A 14,971-nucleotide genomic window follows, 5' to 3' on the forward strand; every position below is an offset into this window, starting at 1 on the left:
AATGTAACGACCTAAATGCCACTGTTGCAGCGTCACACATACCCACAGTAGAAACTCAAGTAACGTTACTGCTTGTTATTAAAAAGGAAGAACATTAGTCCTTCCTCCTCTTGCCCACATATTCTTTACCACATAAAAGTCAAATCTCTACCCGCTTACAAGCTCAAACCTGGGCTTAATGTCGCGGGTAAACTCACGGCATCAGCCTCGACCGAAGCGACCGGATAAGCACAGTAATCGGCGGCATAGAAAGCACTCGCTCTGTGGTTACCCGAAGCCCCAACACCACCAAAAGGTGCCGCGCCCGATGCGCCAGTGATTTGTTTGTTCCAGTTAACAATGCCAGCACGAATACGCGCGAGGAAATAATCATAATCTTCACGGCTATCGGCAAGTAATCCCGCAGACAAGCCGTAACGCGTTTGGTTAGCCAATTTGATCGCTTGATCAAAATCACTGTAACGCACCAGCTGCAGTAGAGGTCCGAAGTATTCTTCATCCGGCAAGACATCAATAGCTGTCACATCGATAAGGCCAGGAGACACTAAGCCTGTACCCGCTTCTAGATGGGTCAACTCGACCAAAGACACGCCGCCTAAGTTCAACAGATTCGCCTGCGCCGCAACCATACCCTTAGCGGCAGTTTCAGAAATCATTGAGCCCATAAAAGGTTGTGGCTGCGCATTCCAAGGACCGACTTTAATCTGTTTAACCGCATCGACTAACATGGCAATCAGCGCATCACCCTGCTCGCCTTGCTCGACATATAAACGGCGCGCACAAGTGCAACGTTGGCCAGATGAAATATAAGCCGACTGCAAAATATCGTGCACTGCGGCCTTAATATCCTGCACACCTTTGATGATCAGTGGGTTATTACCCCCCATCTCAAGTGCTAAAATCTTGCCCGGATGACCGGCATATTGTTGATGTAAAAAATGACCCGTGCGTGAGCTACCGGTAAAGAACAGACCATCGAGCTGCGGGTGTGAAGCCAGTGCTTTACCCGTATCAACCTCACCTTGGACTAAGTTAAGTACGCCAGCAGGCAGACCCGCTTTATCCCATAGGCTGACCATCAACTCGGCGACTTTAGGTGTGAGCTCTGAAGGTTTGAAAATCACGGTATTCCCAGCCAGCAGCGCAGGGACTATGTGGCCGTTCGGCAAATGACCAGGGAAGTTGTAAGGACCGAACACCGCCACAACACCGTGGGGCTTATGGCGGATAACCGCACGTCCTGCTGGCGTATCGTTGGCTTCTGTGCCCGTACGTTTATTGTAAGCCGCAGCCGATAAAGCAATTTTGCCTATCATGGCGCCGACTTCAGTCGCGGTTTCCCACTGAGGTTTACCGGTTTCTTGGGCAATTGTTTCAGCCAGTTCCGCTTTATTGGCTTCGAGTTGGCTGCGATACGCTTCAACTATGGCTAAACGCGCATCAAAACCTAACATAAACCAATCAAACTGTGCGGCGCGCGCGGCATCAACGGCGGCATTAACTTGTTCTGCAGTGGCCGTTTTACCGGTCCAAATAGATTGTGCATTGGCAGGGTTAATTGAGGTCACGTCATGACCTTTGCCAGCATGCCACTGGCCTTGAATATAATGTGTCATTGGTTATTCCTACATTGCCAAAATACGGATTTGATCGCCTTTTGCGAGTAACAAACCCGCGGCCAGCTCAGGGCTAATGATGATATGTTCGGATTTGTCGTCCACGGCCAGTGCAGCAGACGTCACTCGATAATTGGCTAATTGGGTATTTGAGATAATAAATTGAGTGTCGGCTTCGACCATGTCACCAATATCGACGGTCAATAAACGACTTTCACGCACGCCGCGAATGTCCGATAAACGACACTCAACCGTTGGACCACCATCAAAAATATCCACGTAACCGCGGCATCTAAAACCTTCGGCCTGCAGTAAACTTAATGCAGGACGGGTATTGGTATGCACTTCGCCAATCACTTTCTGCGCTTCTTCAGGCAACAGACAAACGTAGACAGGATTTCGTGGCATCATTTCGGCCATAAATGCCTTTTTACCTAAGCCAGAAAGATAATCCGCCTGAATAAAATCTATGCCCAAAAAGTGTTTTTGCAACCAACCATAAAAAGGTGAATGCCCCTCGGCGTCGCTTACACCGCGCATTTCGGCAATCACAGTTTCGCCAAAACGCTTCGCATGTTGAGCTAAAAACAGAAAGCGACTGCGGGATAACATGCGGCCATTGTTGCCCTTGCGATATGCTTCACGCAAAAACAGCGTACACATCTCAGCAGCGCCAGTGTAGTCATGGCAAAGGGTGAGTGTTTCAACCTCGTTACGCACATCAATTTGTTCAGAATGATAGACTTCGGTACCGAGTCGATAATGGTAGAACGCATCTTCCATTCCCACCGCCGCTTCGATGGCGCACGTTCCCACCACTTCACGGGTATCGGTATCTTCCAGCACCATCAGATAACCTTCATCGAAGGGAGTCTCTACGGCTTTGACGAATGAGGCTTCTGCTCGAGCAATTTTATGTCTGAGCAGATCCGCATTCACAGGTAATGACGTAAAACCATGACCAGACTCTTCGGCAATTTGATATAAGGCCTCAAAATCACCAGCCTGAATAGGACGTATGATTAACATCTTAGTGTCTCCTCACTTTGGCTTACCGTGCATCAAGGCACCTCTCTTCAAAAAGACAGGCAGTGATGCAGGTAAGTATTCCCTGACAAAAAAGGAGTGCGAATAAATTCAGCACTCCTTTGGTCATTTAGGCGGCAGCGATGCTCGCCACAGCACGTTCAAAACGAGCTAGACCTTCAGCAATATCTGCCTCAGGGATCACCAGAGAAGGAGCAAAACGCACCACGTTAGCACCCGCCATCAGGCTCATTAAGCCTTCAGCGACAGAGGCCACCAAAAAGTCGCGTGAACGACCTTGGTATTGTTCATTAAGAACGGCCCCTAAGAGTAAACCTTTACCGCGTACTTCTGAAAAAACATGATATTTTTCATTGATTTTGTTCAAACCATCACGCAATAACTGCTCGCGATGTTTTACGCCATCTAACACTTCAGGTGTGTTCACTACATCTAATACAGCATTACCGATAGCGCAGGCTAACGGGTTACCACCGTAGGTAGAACCGTGAGTGCCCACTTTTAAATGCTCGGCAATCTCAGCCGTTGTCAGCATAGCTGCGATAGGGAAACCACCACCGAGCGCTTTAGCTGTGGTTAAGATGTCAGGCACGATTTCAGTACCCATGTAAGCGTACAGTTCACCAGTACGGCCCACACCCGTTTGGACTTCATCAAAAATCACTAGTGCATTGTGCTTATTAGCCAGTTCACGCACGGCTTTCAAGAATGCAGGATCGGCATCAATAATACCGCCCTCGCCTTGCAGCGGCTCAAGCATGATGGCGCAAGTCTTATCGGTTACTGCGGCTTCTAAGGCGGCAACATCGTTAAATGGCAGGTGAGTAATGCTCTGCGGCTTAGGACCAAAGCCATCGGAATAGGCAGCTTGTCCACCGACACTGACAGTGAAGAATGTACGGCCGTGGAAAGCTTTATCGAACGCTATGATTTCATCTTTCTCAACGCCATGTTTTTCTAAGGCATAACGACGGGCAAGTTTTAATGCGGCTTCGTTGGCTTCGGCGCCAGAGTTGGCAAAATACACTTTGTCGGCAAACGTGCTATTAACTAATTTAGTCGCTAATGCCAAGGCAGGCTCATTCGTCATTACGTTTGACAAATGCCATAATTTTTCACCTTGTGTCTTAAGAGCATTCACAAGGGCTGGATGACAGTGACCTAAGCAATTTACCGCAATACCGCCAGCAAAATCGATAAACTCGTTGCCCTCTTGGTCCCAAACTCGGCTTCCTTCGCCACGAACAGGGATTACGGCAGCAGGCGCATAATTAGGCACCATCACTGCGTCAAACTGGGCACGGTCCAACTTCATATCAACGCTCATTCTTCTTCGTCCTTTGTGTTTGTGTAACGGCGCCTTGCACCGTCAGAGTCCCATAGGTATCTTTATCTAGAGTTAGTGATACTGGGATTGCTTGTGTCTATTAATAACCATTATTAGCGAAAATGTGATCAAAATACCAGTTTTTCACAAACATCAATCCACGCACTTCCACCCAAAGTGCATAAAGATTGCAGTTTAAGAACTATACAAGCGTTTAAGCCCGTGGCTTGCAGCATAATTAGTCAGAAAAAAAGTTATTTACCCCTCATTTTGCTAGCTATTCACTGAATGTGAATAACTACACCATTTTAACGAATCAAGTGTGAAAGCACAAAATGGCCAATTTTCGACCTCACTTCAAGGGCTTCGGGTAATAAATTGAACAGAGGAAACACATGGGGCATGTTAGGGTAAAAGCAGCCCGTTATTTCACCACCACAGGCTTTTATTTGGGCGACTAAACGTTCAGAATCCTGTAATAATAACTCCCGCGTACCCGCAATCACTAAGATGGGCGGCAGATCTACCAAGTTCCCTTGTAAGGGGGAAACTTTTGCCGACATAGGATCGGCCCCAGCAAGATAAGCGCCACGTAAGCGCAGCAATGCCTCTATGGTGAAGAAGGGATCGTCGGCTGCGAGTATCAACTCAGTATCCCCCGTAAGCGCCAAGTCTAACGCGGGCGATAGCAAGATACAGGCGGTCGGTAAAGGCAGGGCTAAACGTTTTAATTCCAGCAACAAACTCAGTGCTAAATTGCCGCCCGCCGAGTCACCCATGAGGATCAAATTCTTCGTGCCTTTCAGCTCAATTAACCGCCTATAGGCTTCAAGCACATCATCAAATGGTGCGGGGAAAGGATGCTCAGGAGAGAGACGATAATCAGGAATATAAGCATCTAATTGACAGCGCTGGCAGATATCTGCGACCAATCTTGCATGGGCATGGGGCGTTTTAAAACAGAAGCCTCCGCCACGGATATAAAACAGACTTCCAAGGCGAGAAGGTTCGTTGAGAAGCACATAATGTAACAAGTTTGAGTGTTGTAAGGGGATGGTAGCGCTGACTAACTTATCCGGCCAAGGGAGCCAACGTCTATCAAGCTCAAGCAACTTTTCACGCACTTGCGCTAAGGGCATTTTGGCCTGTCCACGACTGATGGATGGCCTAGCGACATAGGATAAAATGGTATTTAGTACAGATGCTTGCCAGCTTGGCATATCCCTTCCTCTACTTAAACGCCGCAATCATGGCGCTACGTAGCAGACCGAGGATTACAGCAGATCTAACTTCCTATAGTTTTGTGCTTTTAAGCGCAGTACTTCTTGCTCATTTAACTCATAATAATCAAACATTAAGCGCTTTTCTTGGGGATCGATTTGACGCATTTCTTCGAGCAATACCACCTTAGCATAACAGTTTGCCCGCGCGACTAATGCCGACTGAGGCGACAATTCTCGATAGCTTAAGGTTTGGTCTAACTCCTTTAACAACCGAGTTAAGGGACTCGCTTCAAACTTAAGTAACTCTAATAATTGCCAATTAAGTTTAAGACCATGGCTTAGCACTTGTTCAAATACGGCCTTAGCAGGAAACTCAGTGGCAATCACCGCATCATACACTTCCTTATCACGGCTGCTACTGGCTTCTCTTATCCAAGATCCCCATGTTTGGTCGAATAAACGGGCACTTAAACTCAATACAACGGATGTACCTAACTGATTAAGTAAGGCACTACTATAAACCAAGGCTGAGTCAGTATTATGAAGCTGAGCTAAAGCATTGGCCGCTATGCCACTGACTATGCTGTAGCGCCATAATTTACGGGTAGTCCATAACAACTTAGCATTGCCACTAGGAAGCCAATTTCGCAAACAAAAGTAAGGGATAATGGTGCGAAGGTTTTCGATACCGATGTAATTCATCACTAATTTGATATCAGTGACCCGCACATCTGAGCTCTGAGACCGGCGAGCGCGAAAAGATGGGCTGTTGACCATGTTGGTTAAGTCGCGGCACAACCAACTTAAGTTACTGATCAGTGGCCTTAATCGCGTTGCATCGAGATTTTTTGCCAGCAATAATTCCAGCAAGAGGATTTGCGACTCATTGATATCTGACTTAGCCAGAACAGATTCAGGGGACGCGAGTTGATGCTCGATGGCGTTAATGACAGTTTCATGCAACTGGCTCGATACGGCTTCAAACACTTCTTTAGCTTTAATTTGTTTCATCAAACGCACCAAAATGGCTTCGCGTTCAACATCTAACTTATTTGCATCGGCCTCTAATTCAAGGTCGAGTTCATCCAAAAGAGTCGGGCTCGCTTTTTGCTTTCCGAGGATCAATTGTTGATAGAGTCTATGTTCTATCTCTATAATTTTGCCGGGTCTTACACCGCCCGCAACCGAAATCGCCACTATAAATCTTTCCTATATCGCTAATGCCCGAGTGACGTCAACACAATCAAACTCTCAAAATCATTACAATTTCAGCACATACACTTAATCTTAGCAATAATGCAAAGTCGCAGAACGCAAACAAAGAGTTATATCGGATATTTCCTAGTCAGTTACCCAATAAAAAGGCCTCGACTAGGAGACCTTTAACAGAAATCGAACTGATTTATTTAAGTTCTTGTTCAAATAACTTATAGATGCGGCGGTATTCATCTAACCAGCTAGAAGGTTGACGGAAACCATGGGGCTCAACAGGATAAATCGCCATTTCAAAGGTTGGTTTTTCCAATTCAATGAGGCGCTGTACCATACGTACACTGTCTTGGAAGAAAACGTTGTCGTCCATTACTCCACTCATTATAAGTAGTGGTTTAGTTAATCCTTGGGCATGCTCAATCGGAGAGCTGCGCTCATAGGCGATAGGATCAACTTCAGGCGTATTTAAGATATTAGAGGTATATGGCGCATTATAATGTGCCCAGTCCGCCACAGGACGCAATGCAGCTCCAGCTTGGAACAAGTCCGGCGCGGTAAACAAAGACATAAAGGTTAAGAATCCACCGTAAGAGCCACCATAAGTACCGACACGCTTAGTATCGACATGGGTATGAGTCGCCATCCACGTTACGCCATCCTTTAAGTCTTCCACTTCTGGATGACCCATATTGCGATAAATAGCGGTGCGCCAATCTCGGCCGTAACCTTTAGAGCCACGGTAATCCATGTCCATCACAACATAACCTTGTTGAGTCAGCAGGTTGTGGAACATAAACTCGCGAAAATAACCGCTAAAACCATAATCGGCATTCTGCAGATAACCTGCGCCGTGATTGAAAATCACCGCAGGATATTTCTCAGCGCGGGACTTATCATAGCCTTGCGGCAGATAAACTCGAGCGTACGCATTGCCAGCACCATGATTTGAAGGTACTGCTACCACTTCTGGCGCTTGCCATGGGTAATTTTTGAAGGCATCACTGGTATAAGACGTCAGCTGCTTTAACTCGCCGCCAATGGGTTGAACATAAAGCTCATTTGGCTGAGTACGGCGTGAAGCATTGAGTAATAGCTGAGTGCCATCGGGGCTTAAGCTGTAATCTAAGTTGCCATCCCACTGGGTTAGTTGCTCATTTTTACCTGTGGCAAGATTCACGCGGTGAACGTTATAAATGCCGGGGTGACTCTGGTTCGCTTTGTAATAGATGTAATTGGCATCCGGTGACAGCGTAATATCACTCACCACAAACTTGCCTTGGGTTAACGCACGCGGCTTTTCGCCTTGAGCTTTAATATAAAGCTGCGAATAACCGGACTCTTCTGACAAGTAATACAAGGTATCCGTATCCGGTAACCAACCGAATTGGTTGTAGTCGTAATTCACCCATGCATCATCATGCAAACGATGTTCGGTAATGAATTTACCCTTAGCAAGATCGACACTGGCGATCCAGCGATCTTTGTTATCAGTTGCTTCTAGCATCAGGGCTAATTTATTTTCCGACTCATGCCATTGAATCGCACTCTGAGTCCAGCCCCAATCCTGCATCAACTGAATTTTACGTGGCGATTTAGTGCTTTGATAAGTTTCGCCTTTTGCTTTAGCATTTTCAGCTTTCACTTTGGCTAGCACATCTTCATCAAAACCAGTAAGGCCCTCGATTGTGATATCGACTTTTTTATGTTGGTTTAAATCAAGCACCACAAAACGTTGCCCTGGTGGCGTATCTTCAGCCACGCGCGCGCGCACTGGCACTGGGTCGATATAACCTTCGCTACCTAAGTAATTAGGCATGATGTCGTGTTCGCTGCTACCTGTGTAATTTTTATCTGTAAGCGCGACTAAAATATAGCGGCCATCGGGTGATAAACTCAGCTCTGACACCACTTCGCTATCGCCTAAATACCAAGTGCTGGCGGCGAGCGTTGGATCGTTTTTTTGTAATTCATCTTGGTACTGCGCTTTAGCTTTAGCATTTTCTTGCTGCAGCGCTACATACTGAATCAATCTGTGCTGTTGTTTCGCAATATAAGACGTCGGCTCTTTTACCGCTTCTGGTGCTTTCGCCATTTTAATTTCAGCAAGTTGCTCGACTAAGCCTGAATCTTGATGAATTTGGAAAACATTGTCGCCCTGCCAATAGGCGATATCGCCATTATTGAGATAACGCACACCATCGATGGCGCTACGCTGGCGAGTCAGTTGGCTGATTTTACCCGTGCTTAATTGCTTAACAAAAATGTTGCCTTGATATAGGTAAGCCTTGTGGGACTTAGTGCGATCAAACACGCCAAACTGCTGATCTGCCGCATGTAACTTATCGAGAGCTAGCTCGACGGCGCGGCTGTCATTGATGCCTTGCTGATAATAGCTACGCAGAGGTGAAGCACTCGCTTGGCGGGCAAACAGCACGCTTTGGCTATCGTCGCTCCAGTAAGCCTCTTTGGCAAAGATCCCCATCCAATCAGGATTTGCCATAATTTGATTAAGCGTAAGCGCCTGTGAAACTTGTGGCGGTTGGGCTAAGGGAACTTGGAATGCTGGCGGAGCTATTACGGGAGTTGCAGTTTCAGTCGATGTCGCTGCGCACCCTGCCAATACGGCAACCGCTAACGCACTAAAACCCAAATTTCGCATTACGCTTCTCATTTATCCTTCCTTTTATTGTTATCGCAATGGCTAAATGACCCAGTCTACTTATCTGCTGGTTTCGCCTATTCGCGTAGTTTTGCGGCAGTTATAGCATAGTTAATCGCTAAACTTGCTTAAAAGAAGGATAAATCTTGTAACAGAAATTGATAGTGTGGAGAGTTTTTAAGGCGAGGAAATTATACGGACACAGCCGGTTGCGCTAAAAAATTGGCTAACAGTTCGAGACCTTGCTCAGTAAGAATTGATTCGGGATGAAATTGCACCCCATAAAGCGGTAAGTCTTGATGGCTCATGGCCATGATTTCTCGGCCGTGAATTGCATCGTCAAACCAAGCATCGAGTACAAAACCTTCAGGCACAGCATCAACCAGTAACGAGTGATAACGTGTCACGGTTAAAGGCTGATTTAATCCCTTAAATAACCGCTGTCCAGTGTGCGTAATTGCACTGACCTTGCCATGCATTACCCGTTCGGCACGCACTACATTGGCACCAAAAACCTGTGCCATCGCCTGATGTCCCAAACAGACACCTAAGATTGGCATGCGCGCAGCAAAATGCTCAATCGCCGCAAGGGAAATTCCCGCCTCATTGGGAGTGCAAGGGCCGGGCGAAATCACCAGATGAGTAGGCGCAAGTGCCTCTATGTCGGCTAGGCTAATTTCATCATTACGTTTAACTACTATCTCTTGCCCTAGCTGCTGAAAATACTGCACTAAGTTAAAGGTGAAAGAGTCGTAATTATCGATCATTAGCAACATACAAGATCCATTGGTCTAAATGGGTAAAGGTAACGCATATCTAACGGATGAATGCGGGCGCAAATGCTATCACACCTTGTACTTAAGGTTTAACCAATTACGGCGATAAAATACAGCGACAAAAAAGCCAGTCATTAGACTGGCTTAGTTTTTAAACGACTTGGGCATTTCACCACAGTTATTTAACCACAGTTAAATGACTGCGACGCTTAGGAGGCTCATCTGTCGGTTCAAACGCTTTATCTGTTGTTTCAACAACAGATAAAGATGAATCGACTTCATCGTCCATCAGGTAAGCATCTTCGATATCGAAGACAGTGCCAGCACCGTTTTCACGGGCATAAATAGCGACAATCGACGCCATTGGCAACATCACCTGCTGAGGAACACCACCAAAACGCGCATTGAACTCCACACACTCATTGCTAATTTGCAAATTGCCCACTGCGCCAGCAGCGATATTCAACACTATCTGGCCATCCTTCACGTATTGCTGTGGTACTTGAGTGCCTTCAACAAAGGCATCAACCACAACGTGAGGAGTCAATTGGTTGTCCATCAACCAATCATAGTAAGCCCTTAGTAAATAAGGACGATTTGGAGTCAAAGGTTTCATTACATACCCATGCGCATTTCGCGTTCGGCTTCAGTTAAAGAAGCTTTAAACGATTCACGCTCAAAAATACGTGTCATATACGCTTTGATATCTTTAGCTACACGGCTATCTAGCTCAATACCTAATACAGGTAAGCGCCACAACAATGGGCCAAGGTAGCAATCCGCTAGACCAAATTCTTCGCTCATGAAGTAAGGCACTTCACCGAAGATAGGCGCAATTGCGATCAGGCTTTCAGTCAACTCTTTACGAGCCGCTTCAACACGATCACCTTTACGGATACGGTCAACGAGCGAATACCAGTCAGTATCGATGCGGTGCATCATCAAACGGCTTTGGCCGCGAGACACTGGATAAACTGGCATCAAAGGCGGATGAGGAAAACGCTCATCCAAATATTCCATGATAATACGTGATTCGTATAAAACGAGTTCACGGTCTACCAAAGTTGGCACTGAGTTATATGGATTTACTTCGAGCAAATCCTCAGGCATTTCGTTAGGGTCGACCTGTAAAACATCAACAGTAACCCCTTTCTCAGCTAACACGATACGTACTTGATGGCTATACAGATCATCAGCACCTGAAAACAGTGTCATGATAGAGCGTTTGTTGGCAGCAACAGCCATTGATACCCTCCAGAATCGAAATAAAACAAAAGTAAACGAGGGGCAAAGCCCCCCGTTTACACTATGCGGATATTACATTTTACCCGTTATTGGTGCCTAGTGTACATCTTTCCAATACTCTTTCTTCAAGAGGTAGGCCACAATAAAGAATATAAATAGGAATCCGAGTACCCACCAGCCCATAGCTTGACGCTCTAGCTTAACAGGTTCAGCCGAATAAACTAAGAAGCCAGTGATATCACGTACTGCTTGGTCGTATTCTTCCGCATTCAATTTACCGCCAGTCACCACAATAGTGCCATCTTCTTGTTTAACTGGTGTGCCTTGTAACTCTTCGAGTACATGTGGCATACCAACAGATGGGAATACTGTGTTATTCACACCAAATGGGCGACTTGGATCTTTATAGAAGCCTTTCAGATAGGAATAAACCCAATCTTCACCACGCACACGAGCAACTAAAGTTAAGTCTGGCGGTGTAGCACCAAACCATTTAGCAGCATCTTTAGGTGGAATAGCGTTTTGCATCAACTCACCAATTTTAGCATCGGTGAACATATACTTATTACGCATATCATCCGCAGAGATACCGATATCGGTCGCTACACGTTCATAACGTTGATACTGAGTGCTATGGCAACCAGAACAGTAATGTTGGAACAGGTCCACACCACGCTCTAAAGAAGCTTTATCATGCAGATCAACATTGGCATCTTCTAAATGAATTTTATGTCCGCTCGCGGCCATAGCCAACGTCGGCAACAAGGTAACTAATGCAATCAATAATTTTTTCATTAGTGTGTCAACCTCGCTGGAACAGGTTTAGTTTTTTCATTCTTGCTGTATACCCACAGCGCTACAAAGAAACCAAAGTAAGTGAAAGTAAACACCTGTGCAACTATCGTCAGCGTCGGCGTGGCAGGCACTACCCCTAAATAACCCAATACTATGAAAGATATAGCAAATTGAGCAATGTTCAGCTTATGTAGCGTACTACGGTAGCGAACTGACTTCACTTTACAGCGATCTAACCAAGGCAATACGAACAGTACTGCAATCGACAGACCCATCATTATCACGCCACCCAATTTATCAGGCACAGCACGTAAAATGGCGTAAAAAGGAGTGAAGTACCAAACGGGTGCAATGTGTTCAGGTGTCTTCATCGAGTTAGCCGCTTCAAAGTTTGGCTTTTCAAGGAAGTAACCACCGCCTTCAGGAATAAAGAACAACACATAGCAGAACACTATCAGGAAGCCCGCGACGCCCATGATGTCTTTTACAGTGTAATATGGGTGGAATGGAATACCGTCAACTGGCCAGCCATTTTCGTCTTTGTTCTTCTTAATTTCGATACCGTCAGGGTTGTTAGAACCCACTTCATGCAGCGCAATTAAGTGTAAAAACACGAGTACGACTAATACTAGCGGCAGAGCAATAACGTGCAGCGCAAAGAAACGGTTCAGCGTTGCGCCAGAGATCACGTAGTCACCACGGATCCACAGGGTTAAGTCGTCACCAATAACTGGAATCGCACCGAACAGAGAGATAATTACCTGCGCACCCCAATATGACATTTGACCCCATGGCAGCAAATAACCCATAAAGGCTTCGGCCATCAACACGAGGAAAATTAACATACCGAACAGCCACAGTAGTTCTCTAGGCTTCTGATATGAACCGTAAATTAAACCACGGAACATGTGCAGATAGATCACAACGAAGAAGGCTGAAGCACCCGTTGAGTGCATATAACGCAGCAACCAACCGTATTCAACATCACGCATTATGTATTCAACAGAGGCGAATGCGCCTTCTGCTGTTGGTACATAGTTCATCGTCAACCAGATACCTGTCAGTAATTGGTTAACCAATACCAACATCGCTAGCGAACCGAAAAAATACCAAAAGTTAAAGTTAGTTGGCGTAGCGTACTGACCCACGTGACGGTTATAAGTCGCCGTCATTGGGATACGCGCATCAATCCAATTAATTAAATTCTTAACCATTACGCCACTCCTTTATCTACACCGATAATCACGGTGCCATCATCAACGTATTGATGTGGAGGGATAACTAGGTTCAATGGAGCAGGTACGCCTTGGAAAACGCGACCAGCCATATCGAACTTAGAGCCATGACATGGACAGAAGAAACCAGAAGTGACACCTTCAACTTGCTCACCAAATGAATCTGGCAAATAAGTAGGTGAACATCCGAGGTGGGTACAAATACCGACAGCAATAAAATACTCTGGCTTAATTGAGCGCAAAGGATTTGTTGCATAATCAGGCTGCTGCATCTCAGCAGAAGCAGGATCTCTTAACTTATCATCATGTGTTGGCAGTTCATTGATCACAGCATCTGTGCGACGGACAACCCATACAGGTTTTCCACGCCACTCAACACGGATCAGCTGACCTGGCTCTACTTTACTGATATTTACTTCGACCGGTGCACCTGCAGCTTTCGCTTTGGCACTCGGATTCCATGACTTGATGAAAGGAACCGCTACAGCGACGGCACCAGCACCACCTACTACGGCGGTTGCGGCTGTCAGGAATCTGCGACGTCCGGTATCGACTGGCGCATTGCTCATCCACTTATCTCCCAGAGGGTGTTGGAATTTTTATATTTCAAAGACTTTCAGCCCTTAGTCATCACTAGAGTCAAAAATCGAAGTTTGAAGCGGGGCTCATTATAGCTAAAAATTAGAAGCAGATCATAGTGAAAACACGCAAGTAAGTTAGGGAGATTGCGTGTTTTTTAAAAAAAGCCTAAAAAAGACCCAACTATTAACCCATTTTAATTCATTTGGATCATATTTTAAGCTTCTTGTCTGTGATATCGGCATAAAGCATGCATCGCTAATATAAATTAGCCCAGACTTTTCAAACTAAGTTAACAATCGCCAGATAAAAAAATAGGCCCTGAGTAACAGGACCTATTAAATCAATACTTTTAATGCATTACTTCTTGGGTGCAGTGCTCTTCATATACTTGAAGAACTCGCTATCAGGCTCTAACACCATAATATCGGACTTGCCTGAGAAGCTGGCTCGATAAGCCTCTAAGCTACGAACAAAACCGAAGAATTCAGCATCTTTGTTGTAAGCATCAGAATATATCTTCGCTGCTAACGCATCCCCTTCACCTCGAATGGTTAAGGCTTTACGTTCAGCTTCGGCAATCTTCACCGTCACATTGGCATCTATCGTTGCACGAATAATTTCAGACTGTTCTTTACCTTGCGCTCTATGCTCTTTTGCCACAGCTTGACGCTCTGCACGCATACGCTGGTAAATACTGTTACTGACGTTAGCCGGTAGATTGATTTGCTTTACACGCACATCAACAACTTCAATACCTAAGTCTTTTGCACTTTCTGAGGCATTGGATAACGCATCATTTTGCAGTTCATCACGCTTACCAGAAACAATCTCTCTAATAGTGCGACGACCAAACTCTGTGCGTAAATCGTTGTTGATCTTACGTTGTAATAGCGATTCTGCATTCGACTTAATACCACCGTTTGTAGACAGGTAATATTTTTCGAAATCCATAATGCGCCACTTCACATAGGAATCGACCATAAGGTCTTTCTTCTCTGAAGTCACAAAACGATCAGCTGCACCATCGAGTGTTTGAATACGGGCATCGAGTAATTTTACTTTATCGATCACAGGCACTTTCATGTGCAGGCCTGGACCATAGACGCGGGTGACTTGCTTACCGTCAACGTCGTCTTTTAAAATTTCACCGAAACGCGCCACAATAGCGCGCTCGCCTTCATTCACCACCATTAAAGATGACAAACCAATACCTAAGAGCACGGCGATAAGAATAACGCTTAATCTACCCATGGA

The 14,971-nt window shown here is 45.7% G+C and carries 13 protein-coding genes; all 13 read right to left on the minus strand.

Annotated elements, in window-relative coordinates:
• Positions 1-155 precede the first annotated feature (155 nt).
• The 13 genes from astD to hflC all read right to left on the minus strand — a co-directional run bounded on the left by astD (position 156) and on the right by hflC (position 14,968).
• A complete protein-coding gene (astD, locus tag ACHA99_RS19595; RefSeq protein WP_393944513.1) occupies positions 156-1,616 on the minus strand; it encodes a succinylglutamate-semialdehyde dehydrogenase in 1,461 nt (486 codons plus the stop codon).
• Between the two features lie 9 nt (positions 1,617-1,625).
• Entirely contained in the window at positions 1,626-2,645 is a 1,020-nt protein-coding gene (gene astA / locus ACHA99_RS19600) for an arginine N-succinyltransferase (RefSeq protein ID WP_393944515.1), read from the minus strand.
• Positions 2,646-2,772: 127 nt separating this feature from the next.
• Positions 2,773-3,990, minus strand: coding sequence for an aspartate aminotransferase family protein (locus tag ACHA99_RS19605; RefSeq protein WP_105250267.1), 1,218 nt, complete (start codon positions 3,988-3,990; stop codon positions 2,773-2,775).
• Between the two features lie 308 nt (positions 3,991-4,298).
• Positions 4,299-5,210 carry an alpha/beta hydrolase gene (locus tag ACHA99_RS19610; protein ID WP_263145527.1) on the minus strand — a complete coding sequence of 304 codons (912 nt, stop codon included), beginning with the start codon at positions 5,208-5,210 and terminating at the stop codon, positions 4,299-4,301.
• A 54-nt stretch (positions 5,211-5,264) separates the two neighbouring features.
• Positions 5,265-6,410 (minus strand): HDOD domain-containing protein, encoded by a 1,146-nt coding sequence (locus ACHA99_RS19615; protein ID WP_263139774.1) that lies wholly within the window; start codon positions 6,408-6,410, stop codon positions 5,265-5,267.
• Between the two features lie 205 nt (positions 6,411-6,615).
• Positions 6,616-9,096, minus strand: a complete 2,481-nt coding sequence (locus ACHA99_RS19620) for a prolyl oligopeptidase family serine peptidase (RefSeq protein ID WP_263145525.1) — start codon at positions 9,094-9,096, stop codon at positions 6,616-6,618.
• 179 nt (positions 9,097-9,275) lie between these two features.
• On the minus strand, positions 9,276-9,860 hold the full coding sequence (locus ACHA99_RS19625; protein ID WP_263145522.1) for an aminodeoxychorismate/anthranilate synthase component II: 585 nt from the start codon (positions 9,858-9,860) through the stop codon (positions 9,276-9,278).
• Between the two features lie 178 nt (positions 9,861-10,038).
• On the minus strand, positions 10,039-10,476 hold the full coding sequence (locus ACHA99_RS19630; RefSeq protein WP_105250272.1) for a ClpXP protease specificity-enhancing factor: 438 nt from the start codon (positions 10,474-10,476) through the stop codon (positions 10,039-10,041).
• Positions 10,476-11,105: a stringent starvation protein SspA gene (gene sspA / locus ACHA99_RS19635; RefSeq protein WP_006080065.1), complete on the minus strand. Its 630-nt coding sequence runs from the start codon at positions 11,103-11,105 to the stop codon at positions 10,476-10,478. The genes ACHA99_RS19630 and sspA overlap by 1 nt, the downstream gene beginning before the upstream one ends.
• A 96-nt stretch (positions 11,106-11,201) precedes the next feature.
• Positions 11,202-11,900, minus strand: coding sequence for a cytochrome c1 (locus tag ACHA99_RS19640; protein WP_105250273.1), 699 nt, complete (start codon positions 11,898-11,900; stop codon positions 11,202-11,204).
• The gene (locus tag ACHA99_RS19645; RefSeq protein ID WP_105250274.1) at positions 11,900-13,114 is read right to left on the minus strand and encodes a cytochrome bc complex cytochrome b subunit; all 1,215 of its coding nucleotides are present in this window, start codon (positions 13,112-13,114) and stop codon (positions 11,900-11,902) included. The genes ACHA99_RS19640 and ACHA99_RS19645 overlap by 1 nt, the downstream gene beginning before the upstream one ends.
• On the minus strand, positions 13,114-13,704 hold the full coding sequence (gene petA / locus ACHA99_RS19650) for a ubiquinol-cytochrome c reductase iron-sulfur subunit (RefSeq protein ID WP_006080059.1): 591 nt from the start codon (positions 13,702-13,704) through the stop codon (positions 13,114-13,116). Before petA ends, ACHA99_RS19645 begins: the two co-directional genes overlap by 1 nt.
• A 370-nt stretch (positions 13,705-14,074) precedes the next feature.
• Complete coding sequence (gene hflC / locus ACHA99_RS19655) at positions 14,075-14,968, minus strand: protease modulator HflC (RefSeq protein WP_113939145.1); 894 nt, start codon at positions 14,966-14,968, stop codon at positions 14,075-14,077.
• Positions 14,969-14,971 lie beyond the last annotated feature (3 nt).

The organism is Shewanella sp. S23-S33 (genome assembly GCF_043359565.1).
Lineage (GTDB): Bacteria > Pseudomonadota > Gammaproteobacteria > Enterobacterales > Shewanellaceae > Shewanella > Shewanella oncorhynchi.